At 71.4% G+C, this 18649-nt stretch carries 8 protein-coding genes; 7 read left to right on the top strand and 1 reads right to left on the bottom strand.

All coding sequences use genetic code 11. The features are described 5' to 3' along the window. The first annotated feature begins 180 nt into the window (after positions 1 to 180). A complete protein-coding gene (locus OHS57_RS18335) occupies positions 181 to 963 on the top strand; it encodes a polysaccharide deacetylase family protein (RefSeq protein WP_328582680.1) in 783 nt (260 codons plus the stop codon). Between the two features lie 102 nt (positions 964 to 1065). On the opposite strand, the gene OHS57_RS18330 is transcribed toward OHS57_RS18335, so the two are convergent. Continuing rightward, complete coding sequence (locus tag OHS57_RS18330) at positions 1066 to 2664, bottom strand: cell wall-binding repeat-containing protein (RefSeq protein ID WP_328582679.1); 1599 nt, start codon at positions 2662 to 2664, stop codon at positions 1066 to 1068. Between the two features lie 811 nt (positions 2665 to 3475). Between OHS57_RS18330 and OHS57_RS18325 the strand changes: the two genes are divergently transcribed. From OHS57_RS18325 to OHS57_RS18300, 6 genes are all read left to right on the top strand, one after another. Next, complete coding sequence (locus OHS57_RS18325) at positions 3476 to 4792, top strand: sensor histidine kinase (RefSeq protein WP_328585099.1); 1317 nt, start codon at positions 3476 to 3478, stop codon at positions 4790 to 4792. A gap of 395 nt (positions 4793 to 5187) precedes the next feature. After that, positions 5188 to 6096, top strand: coding sequence for an ABC transporter ATP-binding protein (locus tag OHS57_RS18320; protein WP_328582678.1), 909 nt, complete (start codon positions 5188 to 5190; stop codon positions 6094 to 6096). Beyond that, positions 6093 to 8615 carry an ABC transporter permease gene (locus tag OHS57_RS18315; protein WP_328582677.1) on the top strand — a complete coding sequence of 841 codons (2523 nt, stop codon included), beginning with the start codon at positions 6093 to 6095 and terminating at the stop codon, positions 8613 to 8615. The genes OHS57_RS18320 and OHS57_RS18315 overlap by 4 nt, the downstream gene beginning before the upstream one ends. A 92-nt stretch (positions 8616 to 8707) precedes the next feature. After that, positions 8708 to 10123: an MFS transporter gene (locus OHS57_RS18310; protein ID WP_328582676.1), complete on the top strand. Its 1416-nt coding sequence runs from the start codon at positions 8708 to 8710 to the stop codon at positions 10121 to 10123. Further along, positions 10102 to 11334, top strand: a complete 1233-nt coding sequence (locus tag OHS57_RS18305; RefSeq protein WP_328582675.1) for an FAD-dependent monooxygenase — start codon at positions 10102 to 10104, stop codon at positions 11332 to 11334. The genes OHS57_RS18310 and OHS57_RS18305 overlap by 22 nt, the downstream gene beginning before the upstream one ends. Positions 11335 to 11597: 263 nt before the next feature. Further along, complete coding sequence (locus OHS57_RS18300; RefSeq protein WP_328582674.1) at positions 11598 to 18617, top strand: glycoside hydrolase domain-containing protein; 7020 nt, start codon at positions 11598 to 11600, stop codon at positions 18615 to 18617. Positions 18618 to 18649: the final 32 nt, after the last annotated feature.

The following is an 18649-nucleotide window of genomic DNA, read 5'->3' as shown; positions in this document are numbered from 1 at the left end:
GGTGTGCCGTGCCTGTCGTGCCTGTCGTGCCTGGGTGTCGTGGAACCGCTGGGTTTGTCGCCGCCCCCCTGCGGGTTCGTCCGTGATCGGTAACAGAGGGGACCACTACGGCCCTTCGTGTGTCTTCATGGGTGCACGGCAGCAACGGCACCGGCGGAGACAGCAAAGGGGCGGCCCGACATGGCAAGTCACAAGAGAATGGGATGGCACAGCCGGGTCCTCGCGGCTGCGCTCGGCGTGACAGCCCTGGCCGTCGGCACCTCGATGTGGACCGCGCAGGCCGATTCGGCCGGCGGCCGGCAGCCGGCGGCCCATGCCTCAGCGCCCGCCGCCGGAGACCGGAACCAGAAAGTGGCCAAGGTGTCGGAGGAGATCGCGCACGCCTCGGACCGTGGCGCCCGTGGTGTCAACATCACCATCGACGACGGCCCTGACCCGGCCTGGACGCCGCAGGTGCTGCAACTGCTGAAGGACAGCGGCGTGAAGGCCACGTTCTGCATGGTGGGTACGCAGGCGCAGGAATACCCGGACCTGGTCAAGGCGGTCGTCGCAGGCGGGCACCGGCTGTGCGACCACACGGTCTCGCACGACACCACCATGGACACCAAGTCCGAGGCCTACCAGTCCCAGCAGATCCTCGACGCCGAACGCATGATCACCAAGGCCTCCGGCGGCGTCCGCCCCCAGTACTACCGCGCCCCGGGCGGCGCCTTCACCCCGTACAGCCGGCACCTGGCGGCGTCCCGCGGGATGCGGCCGCTGGGCTGGAACGTCGACACGAAGGACTTCGAACACCCCGGCGTGGAAACCATCGTCGCCACGGTCAAGAGCGAGATCGCCGACGGCCCGACGATCCTCTTCCACGACGCGGGCGGAGACCGCGCCCAGACCCTGGCGGCGCTGCGCGAGGTGCTGCCGTGGCTGAAGGAGCAGGGCTACACCTTCGGCTTCCCCGTACGGTGAGTCTCGCCGAGCCCCACCCGCACCGACATGGGAACGAGCGCCGCAGGGGCGCCGACCCTGTGGTCGGCGCCCCCGTGGTTCGTGCCCCTGCGGCGGGTGTTGTTACTGGTGCTGGGTCGTCTTGAGTGAGTCGAGGTTCGGCTTGACGGTCGGCTGGGCCGGGGTGGTCGGGGACGTCGGGGACGAGCGTGGTGTGGCGCCCTTGAGTGGCGTTGTGGGTGCCTCGGCGCTCTTGCGCAGGCCCTGCGTGCCCGTGGCCGTGCCCGTGGCTGTGGTTGTGTTCTGGTCGCCGTTGTAGTCCGCGTGGTACAGGAACATGTTCCCGTTCGCGCTGATCGACGAGCCCGCCGTGTTCAGCGCGCCCAGGGTGACGGAGCCGGTGTTGCCGAAGGCGACGACGGACTGCGTGCCCGCGGACTCGCGCAGCAGGTAGCTCTTGACCTCGCTGGACAGGGCCGGCCGTGACGTCCACAGGATGGGCCCGTAGATGTTCATCGCCGCGCTCGCGGACACCCCGTCGCGCCAGGAGCCGGCGTACGCGAGGGTGGCCGTGTCGGGCGTGGTCCACCAGAACTTGGCGAGCGCCACCGAGAGGCCTTCGGCGGTGCCGGACGTGACCGGGTAGTAGTAGTACGACGACGGCCACTTCGTGAACGACGTATGCGTGAGCGCGTACTTCGCGTCGGCGCCGACCGGGATGATCATGGTCTTGTCCGGGTTCAGGCCGTTGAGGTACGTCTTCACGGACGCGGTCAGCGTGGTGCCGCTGCTGAGCACGAGGGTGCTCGCGCCGCTCGGGCCGTCCGAACCCGCCGCCGCAGCCGCGGGAAGCGCCGCCTTGTAGTCCTTGCCGCTGGCCAGGAACACGTACCGCGGGCTCTTGGTCTGCACCGCCGCCACCTTGACGGACGTCTCGTAGCCGTCCGCGCCGGAGACCCGCTTCGGGACGTAACCGAGGGTCCGCAGCTGCGTGGCGACGTTGCTGGAGAGCACGGACGTGCCGCCGACCATCCAGACGTTCGCGCCCGGCTTCAGCATCCGCTTCAGCTCGTTCTTCACCGGCGTCGACAGCGCGGTCTTCGGCGTCAGCAGCACCGGGGCCGACATTTTGCCGGCCAGCGCGGGCGCCGTGAGCGAGTCCGCCATGTCGTCCTGGCTGACCAGCACCGCCGACTTGGCGTCCAGCAGGCCCGGTTGGGTCTTGCCGACGGTGTTCCAGCTGAAGCGGGAGGAGGCCACGGCGGTGGCGTACTCGTCGTCGCCCCACACCCGCGCGGTGATGTTCTTCCGCAGCGGCTGCCAGCTCGGGTTCGAGCCCTGCCCCTCCGCGACCTTCGTCAACTCGCCGCTCGCCACGTCGATGTACTCGGTCGTGTGCGCGTCGCCGCTGTCCGGCGACGTGTGCGCGTCGAAGAGGATCCGGGCGCCGTTCGGCGACCAGGAAGGGTTCGCGTACGAACGCGGGCCCGTGGTCAGCTGCTTGACGTCGCTGCCGTCGGCGTTCGCGGTGAAGATCTGCGACTTGCCGTCGGCGTCCGCGCGGACGAAGGCCAACTTCGTCCCGTCGGGTGAGAATTCGGGCTGCTCGCCGTTGGTGATGACACGCTTGACGGTGGTCCCGTCGTACACCTCGATGCCGACGTTGTCGTAGCAGCCGTAATTGATGTTGCGCTGGAACGCGACCACGCCCGCCCAGGTCACCGTCGGGTGGGTGTCGCACGCGGTGGCCGGTCCCAGCTTGCTGCTCAGCAGCGGCTCGGGGGCCCACGCGCCGTCCGACGGGCCGTAGGCGAGCTGTCCACCCGTGGAGAAGACGACGTAACGGCCGCCCCCACCCGTAGGCCAGGTCTTCGTACGACGCGCTGGAACGGACGCCGGTGGCCCACGGCAGGGTGATCTTGGTGGAGCCGCTGGGGCGGAAGCTGCCGATCTGGCTCTGGGTGACGACCAGCCGGCTGCCGTCCGGCGCCCAGGCCGCGGACGAACCGCCCGCGTTGGGGATCTGGGTGGCCGCGCCCGTCGCCGGGTCGATCAACGTCCCCCCGTCGACGAGGATCTGGCCCTCGGTCCCCCAGTCGTCGGCGTCGTCGGCGTCGTCGGCGACGGCGCCCGGTGCGATCGCCACTGTGCCTACTGCGGCGAGGACCGCAGCAGTCGCGAGCGCCGCGGCATGGCGGCGCGTGAACATTCTCAAGTTGTTGACCCCCCACGGATCACACGGATCAGATGACTTCTCAGTCTTGGATGCCGCCTACGGCCCGGTCCGCCTACGGCCCGGTCGGCGTCTGGTCCCCCCAGGCGACACAGGGCTGCATCACGGATCACGGCAGCTGACGAACTCTAGAGCCGCGAAAGGTGAGAGAACGGAGGTGCGGATGAACAGTTCGCTTACGCAAGATGAAGATCATCCGGCAGCGGTCGCGCCGGGTCCGGCGTCGGTGCTTCCCGGGACACCGCTTTTCCTGTCGCCGTCCCGCCGTCGCGCCGCGCATAGGGTGGACGCGTGGAGGCCATGACACCGGTGGAGGAGAAACACCCGCGCGCGCTGCTCGCGGGGGCGTCGCGTCGGTGGGTACGGCTGCTGCCATGGGGCGTGGCGTTCGTGCTGTGCGTCGCCCTGCTGCCCACCACCATCCGGGTGCTCAGCGTCGACTACGGCCTGAACGGCGGCATCGCGAGCGTGCTCGCCGTCGCGCAGGCGGCGCCGCTGCTGCTCGCGGTCGTCTACCCTCTGCGCGCCTGGTACGTGATCTTCGTCGCGGACGTGGCAGGGGCGCTCACCCTGCTCACCGTCGACTTCGCCGACCAGCGCGTCTGGCCGTTCCCCGCCATGGTGATCGTCGGGTACGTCGGACTCTGCCTCGCCCTCGGCCTGCGCGAGCGGCGCCGGACGCTGCTGCTGGTGTGGCTCGCCACGGCGGCAGCGAGCATCGGCCTGGCGTTCGCCGCACCCCACGGCACGACCGGTAACAGCACGGTGATGATCGTGCTCAGCGGCGCCGCGCTCCTGCTCGGTGGTGCGCTCCGCGAGCGGTACGAGGTGCAGCGCAGGCTGGCCGAGCAGGAGACGATCAGCGAGGCGGAGCGCAGCCGCCGCACGCTGCTGGAGGAACGCGCCCGTATCGCGCGGGAGTTGCACGACGTGGTGGCGCACCACATGTCCGTCATCACGGTGCAGGCGGACACAGCGGCGTACCGCCTCGACGGCCTGCCGCCGCACGTGCAGGAGGAGTTCACCTCCATCGCGGCGACAGCGCGCGAGTCGCTGGGGGAGATGCGGCGGCTTCTCGGGGTGCTGCGGAACGAGGAGACGCACGGCGAACTCGCCCCGCAGCCGGGCCTGACGCGGATCGGGAAGCTGGTGGAGGCGACGGTACGGACGGGGGTGCCGGTCGAGTTCACCCCGTGCGACGCCGAGGTGCCGGAGGCGGTGGGCCTCTCCGCGTACCGGATCGTGCAGGAGGCCCTGGCGAACGTCGTACGGCACGCCCCGGGTGCTCCGACGCGGGTGTCGGTATCGGTGTCGGACGACCGGGACGGGGACGGGACCGGGGACGGAGCCGGGTCCGGGTCCGGGTCCGGAAGCGGGTCCGGGTCCGGAGGCGGGGCCGGGGAGCGGCGGCTCACCGTACTCGTCGTCAACGGCCCCCCGCCCGAGCCGCCCGCCGCACCGCTGGAGGAGGGCCGCACCGGACACGGCCTCGTCGGCATGCGCGAGCGGGTGCGTCTGGTCGGCGGCGAGCTGGACACCGGCCCGCTGCCGGACGGCGGCTTCCGGGTGGCGGCGCGGCTGCCGGTGACGCGGGGCGACGCCGAAGGCGCGGCATAAGCGGTACGGACGCCGCGACACCCCGCCGTCAGAGGCCCGAGGCGAGCCGCCCCGAACGAGGCCGCGTCCGCCGGGCGTGGCCTCGGGGGTACCGGTGCGCGCACCAGCACCGTACGAGCGCCAAGGGGCGCAGGGCCCCGCCACCTCCGGCGGCAAGGGCGCGTGCGACGTACCCCGCCAGGCGGGCCGGCCTGAGCGCCCGCAATCACCCTGCGACGAGGGTGAAGCCCCGCGTGCCCGCCGGGGCAAGCCCCGCCGACCGCCCAGGTAGTGGCCGCCCTCCTCCACCCCCTACCTCGGTACTACCCCCACGTTGGCTCCCGGGTATGACGCCCGGCGCGCGGCCGTCCCCGCACACTCCCTCGCGTCAGCACGAGAATCGCGAAAGGGCGGACATGAGGCTACGCAGCCGCAAGCAGCCGAAGACGGACGGACAGCCGAAGACGGACGGGCAGCCGAAGACGGACGGGCAGCCGAAGACGGACGGCCAACCGCAGGGCCAGCGTCCTGCGGGCACGCCCGGTCTCGCCGTCGAGCTGCGCGGGGTCCGGCGGCAGTACGGCCGTGGCGCGAGCGCGGTGCACGCGCTCGACGGCGTCGACCTCGCCCTCCCGCGCGGCACGTTCACCGCCGTCATGGGCCCGTCAGGGTCGGGCAAGTCCACCTTCCTGCAGTGTGCCGCCGGTCTCGACCGGCCCACCTCGGGGTCGGTGTGCCTCGGCGGTACGGAGATCACCGGCATGAAGGAGAACCAGCTCACCGAGCTGCGCCGCAGCCGCCTCGGGTTCGTCTTCCAGGCGTTCAACCTGCTGCCTTCGCTGACCGTGGAGCAGAACGTCCTGCTGCCCGTGCGTCTGGCCGGACGGCGTCAGGACCGCCGCCGGGCGGCCGACGTGCTCGCGCAGGTCGGGCTCGCCGACAAGGCGCGGCGCCGGCCCGGCGAGCTGTCCGGCGGCCAGCAGCAGCGGGTGGCCGTCGCACGCGCCCTGGTGACCAGCCCCGACGTGATCTTCGCCGACGAGCCCACCGGCGCCCTCGACACCGGCACCGCCGCCGAGGTCCTCGGCCTGCTCCGGCAGGCGGTGGACACCCTCGGCGCCACCGTCGTCATGGTCACCCACGACCCGACCGCCGCCGCCTGGGCCGACCGCGTGCTGTTCCTCGCGGACGGCACCTTCGCCGGCGGCCTGGAGCGCGGTTCGGCGCAGCAGATCGGTGAGCGGATGTCGGAGCTGACCGCCCGCACCGCCGCCCGTACCGCCCGTACCGGCCGCACGGGCGCGATGGCGGGGGCGGCCGCATGATGCGCCCCAACGGACTCGCCCGCGCGGCCGTCCGCTTCAAGCCCGCGTCCTTCGCCGGGACCTTCGTCGCGCTGATGATGTCGGCACTGATCGTCACGGCCTGCGGCATCCTGCTCGAAACCGGCCTGCGCGCGTCGGTGCCGCCGGAGCGGTACGGAGGCGCGCAGGTCGTCGCAGCCGCCGACCAGTACGAGTACATCGTCACGGGCAGCGGCGAGGACCGCGAGGAAGAAGCCGTCCCGCTGCCGGACACCGCGCGGGTGGACGCCGGGCTCGCGGCGAAGGCCGCCGCCGCTCCGGGCGCGGCCACCGCCGTCGCGGACTTCACCTTCCCGGTCCGGACCGGGAACACCACGCACAGCGACAGCTCCCTCACCGCGCACGGCTGGGGCTCCCACGCCTTCACCGGTACCGCGCTGACCACCGGCTCCGCGCCCCGCGAAGGCGAGGTCGTACTCAACGCCCCCGCCGCCCGCGCGGCGAAGGCCACCGTCGGTGGCACCGTCGCCCTGCAGACCGCCGCCGGGCAGCGGGACTTCCGCGTCGCGGGTATCGCCGAGGCAGGACCCGCGGACACGGCCCGCAACACCGCCCCCGACAGCGGCGCCGCCCTCGCCTGGTTCGCCGACACCGAGGCCCCCGCGCTCGCCGGCCATCCCGGCAAGGCGGACGCCATCGCCGTGCTGGCCAAGGACGGCACCACCCCCGCCGCCCTCGCCGACTCGGTGAAGAAGGCCCTGGCAGGTTCCGCCGCCGAGGTGCACACCGGCGACGACCGTGGCGCCATCGAGGACCCGGGGCTCGGCTACGCCAAGGTGACGCTCTTCGGCATCGGCGGCTCCTTCGGCGGTATCGCCGCCGTCGTCGCGATCTTCACCGCGGCCGGGACCGTGGCCCTGTCCGTGTCCCAACGGGCCCGGGAATTCGCGTTGTTGCGCGCCGTCGGAGCGACCCCCCGGCAGATCCGCCGCGCGGTCGCCTCCGAAGCGCTGCTCGTCGCGCCGCTCGCCGGGATCATCGGCTCCCTGCCCGGCATCGGGCTCGCGCACTGGTGGTTCGGGCAGTTGCAGGACCGCGGCGCCGTCCCGGAGGCCGTGCGGGTGCACGTGTCCGGGCTCCCGCTCCTCGCCGCCGTCGCCGTCGGGCTGCTCACCGCGCTCGGCGCCGGCTGGATGGCCGGCCGCAGGCCCGCGAAGATCAAGCCGGGCCAGGCGCTCGCCGAGGCGTCGGTGGAACGGCTGCGGCCAGGCGTGATCCGTACGGCACTGGGCATCGCCGCCCTCGTCGGCGGCGCGATCCTCACCGGCGTCTCCGCCCATTCGGCGGGGGACGACGCGGCAGGCGCCGCGCTCGGCGTCGTCATGCTCTTCATGCTCGCCGTCGCGCTGCTGGGCCCCCTGGTGGCACGGCTGTGCGCGGGTCTCTTCGGCCTCCCGCTGCGCGGCGCCGGCCCGGCGGGACAGCTCGCCGCCGCAAACTCCCGTACCAACGCCCGCCGTCTCGCGTCCGCGATCACACCGATCGTGCTCGCCATGGCCTTCGCCTCGACGCTCGTCTTCATGCACACGAGCGAGAACCACGTCGCGGACAAGCAGTTGCGCGCGGGCATCACGGCGGACCACGTGGTGACGGACCCGGCCGGGCTCCCGGTGGACGCGGCTGAGCGCGCCGCCCGTACGCCGGGCGTGGACGCGGCCGTAGGCCTGCTGAACACGCAGGTGCTGGTGCCGGTCGGCTCCGGCGAGTTCAAGTCGCTGCTGGGCGCCGGGACGCAGGGTGTCACCGGCTCCGGTGCCGAACTGGCCAAGGTGCAGGACCTGGACGTACGCGAAGGCAGCCTCGGCCGGCTCGGCGCGGACCGTATCGCCGTCGACTGGACCCTGGCGAACTCGGCCGACGTCGGCGTGGGGGACAAGCTCCCGCTCTACCTGCCCGACGGCACCAAGGTCGCCCCGGAGATCGTCGCGGTCTACGGCCGAGGCCTCGGCCTGGCCACGGTGACCATGGACCGGGCGGCCCTGGCCGGACACGTCACCTCGGGCTTCGACAGCACTCTGCTGGTCAGCGGCGGCTCGGAGAAGTCACTGACCGCCCTGGGCGAGGTCACCGACGCGTCCGGTTACGCGACCCAGCAGAGTCTCGACGCGAAGCTCGGCGCCTGGACCAACAACATGATGGCCGCGGTCCTCGGCGGCTTCGCCGCCATCGCCGCTGTCAACACCCTGGTGATGACGGTCCTCGACCGCCGCCGCGAGCTGGGCACCCTGCGGCTCGTCGGCTCCACCCGGCGCCAGGTGCTTCAAATGCTGCGCTGGGAGGGTCTGTTGGTCGCCGTGGTCGGCGTCGTCCTCGGCTCGGCGATCGCCGCGGCCACGCTGATCCCCATGATGCGCGGTACGACCGGTGAACTGCCCTACGTCCCACCGCTGTTGTACGGATCCCTCGTGGCCGCGGCCGGCGGTCTGACGCTGGCGGCACTCACCCTGCCCGCCCGAGCGGCACTGCGCCGCTGGTCATGACGCACGCCGGACAACGCACGCCGGACAACACACGCCGGACAACGCACGCCGGTACAACACGCGCCGGGCAGCACACCGACGAAAGGACGTCCATGACCACAACACTCGCTCCCCCGGCCCGTATCGGAAAGGCCGCCGTCTGGTCGCTCGGCCTGCTGGCAGCCGCCACCGGCACCTTGGAGTCGGTGGTGACACCGACCCTCCCCCTCCTGCAACGCGAGTTATCGATGAGCCCCGCCCAAGGGGCGCTCATCAGCATCGCGATGCTCATCACCGGCGCTCTCGTCGCGCCCGTCGCGGGCAGCCTCGGTGACCGCTACGGCGGGAAGCTGGTCATGCTCCGCCTGATGACGGTGGTCAGCGTCGGCGGTCTGGTGTCCGCGCTGGCACCGAACCTGCCGGTGCTGCTGCTCGGTCAGGTACTGCAAGGCGCGATGGTCGGCGCGATGCCGCTCTCGTTCATCCTGGTGCGTAAGCACCTCCCGGCGGGCGAGTCCGCGGTGGCCATCGGCGTGGTCAGCGGGCTGTTCGTGGGCGGCGGCATGCTGGGCACGCTGATCGCCGGGCCCGTCGCCGAAGGTCTTTCCCGGCACTGGATGTTCGCGATACCGACGGGCGCGATCGTCGTGGCGACCCTGTTCGTCCGCGCGCTGATGCCGGACGATCCGCCGGCCAGGTCGGACGGCGCCGGGATCGACTGGCCCGGGCTGGTTCTGCTGAGCGGGATGCTGGTCACGCTCATGCTCACCCTCGCGCTGGCCCCCGAGATCGGCGCGCAGCCGCTCGTGCTCGGCGCCCTCGTCGTGGTGCTGGCCGCCTTCGTCGTCGGATGGACGGCCGTCGAGCGGCGTGCGGCGTCGCCGATGGTCGATCTGCGCCTGCTCGCGAAGCCGGCGATCTGGAGCTCGTACGTGATCACGTTCGCCGTGTGCGTGGGCACCTCGGTGTCGATGTATCTCGTGCCGCAGCTCTTCGCGGTCTCCGCCGACACGTACGGCTTCGGCGCCGGCGCCACCGACATCGGCCGGTATCTGCTGCCCGGCGCCGTCATGGCCGCGATCAGCGGGCCGCTCGGCGGGGCAGCCGCGCGTCGCTTCGGCACGCGCGCCGTGGTCACCGCCGGCATCGGCGTCATGACGGCCACCCTGGTCTTCCTGGCGTTCCTGCACAGCGAGGTCTGGCACCTCATGGTCGGCAAGGCGCTGGTCGCCCTGGCCAGTGGTGTGTGCGTGACGGCGATGGTCGTCAGGACCGCCACCTCCGTGGACCACGGCAACACCGGCACCGCCACCAGCCTGGTCCTGGTGACGCGCGTGATCGGTTTCGCCGCGGGCGCCCAGGTCAGCGGCGCCTTCCTCACCGCCGGGACCCCCTCAGGGTCGGACGTCCCGGCCGAATCCGCCTTCATCACCGGCTTCCTCATCGCCGGCGTCGTCACGGCGCTGTCCCTGCTGGTCGTCCGAACTCTGCGCGAAGGAGCCAAGGAATGCCCCACACCGAGCAGTTGACGCATGCCCGCACCACCCAGAGGCGCACGGTCCTGATATCCGGGGCCAGCATCGCGGGCCCCGCGCTCGCGTACTGGCTGAACCGGTACGGATACGCCGTCACGGTCGTCGAAAAAGCGGCCGCACCGCGCAGCGGTGGCTACCCGATCGACGTGCGCGGCACCGCACTTGAGGTCGTCCACAGGATGGGGATCCTGCCCCGGCTCCGCGAGGCGCACATCGATCTGCGCCGGATCACCTTCCTCGATGGCGACGGCGACACCGTGGCCTCGATCCATCCGCACACCGTCACCGGCGGTGTCACGGGACGGGACCTGGAGGTGCGGCGCGGGGACCTGACCGAGGCGCTGTACGCGGCGGTCCGTGACGACGTGGAGTTCCTGTTCGACGACTCCGTCGGCACGCTCGACCAGACCGGTCACGGGGTGGACGTCACCTTCCGTGGCGGCGGCAGCCGTACGTTCGACATGGTGTTCGGCGCTGAGGGTACGCACTCACGCACCCGGGAGACGCTGTTCGGCCCCGAAGAGCGGTTCCACCGCTACCTCGGCTACTGCTTCGCCGTGTTCACCATGCCCAACACCTTCGGCCTCTCCCACGAGACCGTGCTGTGGAACGCCCCGGGCAGGGCGGCGGCGCTCTACGCCGTGGGGGACGACGACGAGGTGCACGCCTTCCTGAACTTCGCCCGGCCGCGACCGCCGTTCGACGCCTTCCGGAACCGGGCGGCCCAACGGGACCTGGTCGCGACGGTGTTCGCCGACGCGGGGTGGGAAGTCCCGGGCATGGTCGCCGCCATGCGTGAGGCGGACGACGTGTTCTTCGACGCGGTCAGCCAGATCCGTATGCCCCACTGGTCCCAGGGCAGGGTCGCGCTGCTGGGCGACGCCGCGTACGCGCCTTCCTTCCTCACCGGCCAGGGCACCAGCCTCGCCCTCGTCGGCGCGTACATGCTCGCCGCATCCCTGGCCGGCCAGGACCACACCACCGGCTTCGCCGCGTACGAGAACGCCACCCGCGCTTTCGTGACCGCGAACCAGGACCTGGTCAAAACGGGCGACGCCGCACTCTTCCCCAGCACGGCCCAGGCCCTGGAGCAGCGCAACAAACGACTGCGCAGCCTGAGCGCCATGCCCGCCCCGAAGGGAATCCCGGCCCACTCGGCCCTGACTCTCCCGGCCCTCGCCCTCCCCGGTCCCACCCTCACGTAAGCGGGGCAACGCCGTGTGCGCGGTTGGTGACTTCTCGGGGCGTTCACGGTGTTCGCGGCGTTCCGGACACATCTTCCGTCCGAATTCTGTTTGCCCGTCGTATTCCTTTTCCCTGTCTGATGGCGCACGGTCGTGAACGCCACGGGTGCGATCCCGTGCGTCCACTTCCGCCTTTGCTCCGCACGCTCCGGTGTTTAGTCTGACAACGTTGTCTTCCTTGCGGGGCGGACTGTGCGGACGCCATACGACACTGGAGAGGTTACGTGCCCATCAGATCTCGAACTCCCTTGCCCCGCGCGGTTGTTCCGCGCGCCAACCGAAGACGGCACCGGCAACTGCGCGCCACCGTCGCCGTGCTGCTCAGCGGCGCGCTCGGCGTCGGCGCGCTCGCCGGCGCCGGCGCGGCCGCCGCCGTGCCCGGCGCGGCCACGGCCACATCCGCGACCACGAGCAAGTCCCCCGGCACCACCGGCGGTACGGACTACACGAAGCTCGTCGACCCGTTCGTCTCGACCGCGGGCGACGACGGCAACGACCTGCCGGGCGCCCAGGCGCCGCACAGCCTGGCCAAGGTCAACCCGATGACCACGCCGAACCGCAACCACTCCGGGTACGACTACAACGAGGACCACATCGCCGGGTTCACCGCGACGAACCTCGACGGCGTCGGCGGCTCGGGCGGCGGCGGCGACCTGCTCGTCGTCCCCACGTCCGTGAAGTACGACGGCCGGCCCGCCTCCGGGACGTACGCCCACCCGTTCAGCCACGACGACGAGACCGCGACGCCCGGGTACTACCAGGTGGGCCTCGGGGCCCTCTCCGGAACCGGCTCGGCGGTGAAGCAGGACTCCGGCACCGTCAAGGCCGAGATGACCGCGACGACGCGTACGGCGCTCCAGCGGTACAGCTTCCCCGCAGGGTCGGACCCCGAGCTCGTCCTCGACCTCGCGAACAACTACACCAGCCGCACCCGCTCGACGCTCAAGGCGACGACGCTCCCCGACGGGACCACCTCGATCACCGGGCTCGTCGCGGGATCGTTCAACGGCGCCTCCTACCAGATGTACTACAACGCCACCACGAACGCCCCCGTGACCTCCCTCAAGAGCTGGGGCAGCGACGGCAAGCTGAGCGAGGCGACCACGCAGGACGGGTCCGACACCGGCGCCGTCCTCGGGTTCGACAAGTCCGCGGGGAACGACATCGAACTGCGCGTCACCCTGTCGCCGATCAGCGCCGAACAGGCCGTGACCGACCAGCGCAACGAGGTGGGCGGCCTCACCTTCGACCAGGCGCGCGCCCGGACGAAGGCGGACTGGAACAGCGCGCTGGGCGCCGTCGCCGTGCGCGCCTCGGCGAAGTCCGACCCCGGGTCGACGCTGACCAAGGAGTTCTACACCCACCTGTACCGCATGTACGCGCTGCCGGTGAACGCCACCAGCACCAGCGGTACGTACCGCGGCGCCGACGGAGCGGTGCACAAGGCGAACGGCTTCACGTACTACGACGGCTGGTCCACCTGGGACGACTTCCGCAAGTACTCCGTCGAGGCGTACATCGACCCGGCCACCTACCGGGACATGATCCAGTCGCTCGTCGTGCTGTTCGCCGACGCGCGCGCCTCGGGCAAGAGCCTCGGCAGCCTCACCCACTCGGTCCCGACCGTGCGGTGGGAGCGTTCGGCCGTGCTCGTCGCCGACGCGTTGTCGAAGGGGTACAAGAACTTCGACCGGCTCGACGAGGCGTACCCGGCGCTGCTGGCGTACAGCGGGTACTACACGGGCGCGCAGCTGCGCCAGGGCTACGTCAGCGGCGATCCCGGTACGACCGTCCAGCGCGGCTACGACCAGTGGGCGCTGGCCGTCGTCGCCGACGCGCTCGGCAAGAAGGCGGACGCGAAGAAGCTGCGCGACCAGTCGACCATGGCGATCGACAACCTCGTGAAGTCCGGCGCCTGGACGGCGGCCGACGGCACGAAGGTCGGTCTGCTCACCCCGCGCGCCACGGGCGGTGACTGGCAGAGCGCGGACTACGAGAAGTTCGAGGCGGCCGGCCTCTACCAGGGCACGCTGTGGCAGTACCACTGGTACGACGCGTACGACATGGGCGGCCTCATCGAGGCCATGGGCGGCCCGAAGGCAGGGAAGGCCGCCGTCAAGCACATGTTCGGCGAGGACTCGGCCGTCGACGACGGCTCGACCATGCTGCACTCCAACGCGAACGAGATCGACCTCCAGGCCCCGTACCTCTTCAACTACGTCGGCGAGCCGAGCCTGACGCAGAAGTGGGTGCGCGCCATCTACACCGGCACGACCTGGAACCGCTACATCGCGACGGGCTCCACGAACGAAGCCCCCAGCTCGGGCGGCGAGTTCACCCCGCCGGTCAAGACCCAGGTCTACAAGCTCGCCCCGAACGGCTTCCTGCCGACCATGGACAACGACGCCGGCACCATGTCGACCATGTTCGTCGGTGCCGCCCTGGGACTGTTCCCGGTGACCGCCGGTTCCAGCCAGTTCCAGATCGGCAGCCCGTTCTTCGACTCCACGACGATCACCTACGCCAACGGCAGCCAGTTCACGGTGAAGGCCGACGGCGTATCGCCGAGCAACTACTACGTGCAGAGCGCGACCCTCAACGGCAAGCGGTTCGACAACACGTGGCTCGACTACGCACAGATCATCGGTGGCGGCACCCTGGACTTCACCATGGGGTCCAAGCCCTCGCAGTGGGGCGCCCGCACGGAGCCCGCGTACTCGCTGAACACCGACGCGGGCGACACGGGTGGCGGCGACGGGGGAGCGGGCAAGGGCGACACGGTCGTCTCCGCCCGCCCGGGAACCGTCGACACCGCGGCGGACGGCAAGCTCGACGACAGCGTGAAGCTGACGCTGAACGGCCCCGCGACGTTCGCCGCCCGCAAGGGCACCAGCCTGACCAAGTCAGGGGCGGCGACCGTCACCGGCCTGCCGGGCGGTGTCAAGGCCGACCTCCGCGTCAGCGATTCGCGTACGGCGACGCTGTCCCTCACCGGTACGGCGACGGTGGACGCGCGCTTCGGCATCACGTTCCGCGACGCCGCGTTCGCCCACGGCACGCGGGCCTCGACGGTGCGCGGCACGGGGATATCGCCGACCGACCCGCTCCTGATCTCCGCAGCCGCCGTGCACCGCAAGGCTCTTGGCGCACTCGTCGACCAGGCGTCCCTGGTGCGCGGCGACAACTACTCCGACGGCTCCTGGACGTTGTTCAGGTCGGCGCTCGAACGCGCGCGGACCGTCCTGGCCGACACCACGTCCGCCACGGGCACGATCATGGCCGCCGACGACGGGCTGCGCTCCGCCGTCGAGGGGCTCACCCTCGACGAGGGCGGCTACGCCGTCCTGCAGGCCGAGGACCCCTCGCAGATGGAGGGTCCCAGCCTGGTGAAGGAGGCGTACTACTCGGACGGCGACCTCGGCGGCGTCACCGAGGGCGCCTGGGAGCGGTACAACAAGCTGGACTTCGGCGGGGTCGCCCCGCGAAGCGTCTCGGTCCGCTACGCCAACTCCGTGGCGACGAACGCCCAGCCGAGCAGCGTCGACATCCACGCCGGCGCCGCCGACGGTCCCGTCGTCGCCACCGTCAAGCTCCCCGGAACCGGCGGCTGGCAGTACTACAACACCGTCCAGGCGACCGTCACCGACCCGGACGCCCTGCTGGCGGCGAAGAGCGCGACGTTCGTGTTCCACGCCCCGACGGGCCGGCAGTGGGTGGCGAACTTCGACCGGTACCAGTTCTCGCCGTACGAGGTCTCCACGTCACCCACGACCACGCTCGCCACGCTGACCGCGGTGAACTCCACCACGACCGGCGGCGGTTCGCTCCCGCTCTCCCTCTCGAACGGCATCTTCGAGAACGTGACGAACGGCGCGTGGGCGCAGTGGAAGGACACGGACCTCGGCGACGGCGCCGACACCGTGACCGTCAGCTATGACAAGCCGCAGTCGCGCGCGGCCTCGGACTCGCACATCGAGCTGCACCTCGGCTCCAAGGACGGCCCGAAGACCGTCGACATCCCGCTCGACTACACGGCTTCGGGCTGGGGCACCGTCGGCACGACGAGTGTGCGGCTCGACCCGGCCGTCTTCACCGGCGTTCAGGACGTGTACGCGGTCTTCGTCTCCAGCACGCAGACGGACGCCCAGCCCTACGTGGCCAACGTCTACTCGCTGACCCTGACGCAGGACGCCGCCGCCCCCGTGGGCTTCGACGCCACCGCGTTCCGCTCCCACAGCGGCGGCGGGCTCAAGAGCGAGCCGGTCAGCTGGACGGGGTCGGGTTCCACCACCGACCTCGGCGGCACGTACGACGGAGCCTGGCTCGACTACGGGGACATCGACTTCGGCAGCTCGGCCAAGAACACCGTCACGATCACCTACGCCAACAACTCCGCGCGCTGCGGCACCGGTTCGGCCGTCCAGCTCTACCTGGACTCCTTCGACCCGGCCGCCCCCGGCACCCCGTACGCGACCGTACCGCTCCCGGTCACGGGCAGCGCGTGGTCGTCAGGAGGGACGACGAGCCTGACCCTGCCCACGGCGATCACCGGCAAGCACGCCGTCCACCTGCGGCTGACGACGAACCCGGACGCCGCCCACCCGTACGTCGCGAATCTGGGCCGTATCACCTTCGACCACGTCGAGACGCCCGCCGTCACGGACAAGTCCGCGCTGCGGAAGGCGATCGACCAGTACGAGGGAGTCTCCGCCGACGCTGAGCGCTACGACACGGTCGACTTCGGTGTGTACCTGCGCGAACTCGCCTCGGCACGCGCCCTCTTCGGCGCCGACGACGCGACGCAGCTCGAAGTCGACACCCAGACGCGCCGGCTCACCCTGGCCGCGACCCAGTTGGTCCCGTTGCCCAGGCTGCGGCTTGAGGACCTGGTCACGACCGCCTCGGCCCTCGTCAACGACCGCTACACGGACGCGTCGTGGAAGGCGTTCAGCAAGGCACTGGGGGAGGCGAAGACCACGGTCGCGGACGACGCGGCTACGGACAAGGCCCTCACCGCCCGGTACACCGCCCTCGACCACGCGATGTCCGCACTGAAGTCGAAGCCCACGTCGGTGCCGGCCGCGCCCGACGCGGTGTCGGCGACATCGTCCGGCTCCAGTGTGACGGTCGCCTGGTCGGCGCCTGCCGACACCGGAGGCTCGGCCCTCACCGGGTACCGGATCAGCCTCAGCGACGGCCACCAGGTCGAGATACACGACCCGAACAGCCGCAGCACGACGTTCACTTCGCTGCGCGCGGGCCGGTCCTACACGGCACGCGTCCAGGCGGTGAACAAGGTCGGCGCCTCGCGCCCGAGCGCCGCTACGGCGCCCGTGGTGACCGGCGGCGGCAAGCCGCAGAAGCCGAAGGTGCAGGGCGTGCTCACCGACGGCAAGCAGGTCCGCGTGACCTGGCGGCCGGCGGGCGACGGCGGATTCCCGATCGTCGGCTACACGGTGGCCCTCGGCGACGGGACCACCGCGCATGTGCCGGCCACGGCTGACACGGCGCTGCTGACGACCACGGGCAAGGCCAAGGCGCAGACGGCCACGGTGACCGCGGTGACATTGGCGGGAACGTCGGACGACGCCGCGGCTTCGGCCCCGGCCTCGGCGGCTGCTTCCGGGTCCGGGTCCGCGTCCTCCTCCGACCCGACGTACGAACCGTCGCCCTTCCCGGACGACACGCTGAACGCGACCTACGCGTCGGACACCTGGCCGGGAGCCGGCGACGGCACCGACTACTTCAACAGCCTGCTCAACGGTTTCGACGACCTCGGCACCGGCACCCTCGGCGCCAACACCAAGGTGCCCAACGGCACCGAACTGAGCGCGGAGAACGACCAGATCGCGGTCCGCATCAACAACGCGGCGACACAGAAGGAGGTGGACAGGGCCGAGGTCGACGCGACCAACAGCGCCACCGTCACGATGGCCGACGGCCTCGGCTCCCAGCTCGGCAAGATCTACCAGGACGCCCTGAGCGGCGGCCAACTGCCCAAGACCAACGCCCTGTTCGGCCGGGTCACGAAGAACCTCGACAAGGTCGACGCGGCCAAGGACCACTACGGCTACCAGCGCCCGTACGTGCGGCTCGGGTTCGTCGGTGACGGCGGCGACATCTACGAGTCGCAGGACGGCTCGTACAGCGGCCTCGCCACCAGCGGCTCGTACCCCAGCGGCCACACCTACGGCGGCTACGAGGCCGGAACCGTCCTCGCCACGCTCCTGCCGGAGCTGGCGCCGTCGATCCTCGCGCGCACGTCGGAGTACGGGGACAACCGCATCGTCCTCGGCTTCCACTACCCGCTCGACGTCATGGGCGGCCGTATCGCGGGACAGGCCACCGTCGCGCACCGGTGGGCCGACCCCGAGTTCGCGGAGCTGCTGACCCAGGCCCACACCGAGATGGAGAACGTGCTGCTCGCGCAGTGCGCGAAAGAGGGGTACGGCGACACGCTCGCGGCCTGCGCGGGCGACTCGTACGGCGGCCTGAACGGGACGCAGCAGGTCGACCTGTACACGCGGCGCCTGACCTACGGCTTCTCCCAGGTGGGGAAGTCGGGGCAGGCCGTCAAGGCGCCGTCCGACGCGGCGGCCCTGCTGATCACCGCGTTCCCGGACCTCACCGCCGAGCAGCGCACCCAGATCCTGGAGCAGACGGCGACGGACTCCGGGTACCCGCTCGACCTCACGGCGGACGGCGGGGCGAGCTGGGAGCGGATCAACCTGGCGGCGGCGATGACGGCGCATGTGGTCGTCAACGCCGACGGGTCGGTCACGGTGAAGAACTTCCCGGACGCCACGGCGGCGAGTGTCGCCGACGCGAAGGCGATCACGGTCGGGGGCGCGGCGATCGACGGCTTCGACCCGAACGTGTCGACGTACGTGGTCGACTGGCCGAAGAACGCGCGGATCCCGGCCGTCTCGGCCGCCCCGGCCCAGGCCGGTGCGCGGGTGAAGGTCACCGACGGCAGTTCGGTGCTCTCGTCGAGCGCGTCCCGTCTCACCACCCGCACGATCAAGGTGACCTCGGCCAACGGCTCGGTCACGCGGACCTACACGGTCGGATTCCAGCTGACGGACCGCGACAACCACGGCGACGGTCACGCGGCCATCGCGGGACCGGGCCTGGCGGGCCTGCCTGGCCTGTCCGTCCCGTCCGGCACAGGCGGCGGCGCCGGACCCGGCTCGCCGGTTCCGACGCCGCCGTGGCTGGAGCCGAGGAGGCCCCTGATCCACTGACCACGACGTAATATCGAAACAGCCGAACCGGC

Origin of the sequence: Streptomyces sp. NBC_00370, from assembly GCF_036084755.1 — a bacterium.
Lineage (GTDB): Bacteria > Actinomycetota > Actinomycetes > Streptomycetales > Streptomycetaceae > Streptomyces.
Note: the sequence above shows the minus strand (reverse complement) of the source record. Positions and strands in the feature narration are given on the sequence as shown.

Excerpts from the sequence above, each read along its gene's own strand:
- OHS57_RS18335 (WP_328582680.1), top strand. The coding sequence starts at position 181 with ATGGCAAGTCACAAGAGAATGGGATGGCACAGCCGGGTCCTCGCGGCT.
- OHS57_RS18325 (WP_328585099.1), top strand. The coding sequence starts at position 3,476 with ATGACACCGGTGGAGGAGAAACACCCGCGCGCGCTGCTCGCGGGGGCG.
- OHS57_RS18320 (WP_328582678.1), top strand. The coding sequence starts at position 5,188 with ATGAGGCTACGCAGCCGCAAGCAGCCGAAGACGGACGGACAGCCGAAG.
- OHS57_RS18315 (WP_328582677.1), top strand. The coding sequence starts at position 6,093 with ATGATGCGCCCCAACGGACTCGCCCGCGCGGCCGTCCGCTTCAAGCCC.
- OHS57_RS18310 (WP_328582676.1), top strand. The coding sequence starts at position 8,708 with ATGACCACAACACTCGCTCCCCCGGCCCGTATCGGAAAGGCCGCCGTC.
- OHS57_RS18305 (WP_328582675.1), top strand. The coding sequence starts at position 10,102 with ATGCCCCACACCGAGCAGTTGACGCATGCCCGCACCACCCAGAGGCGC.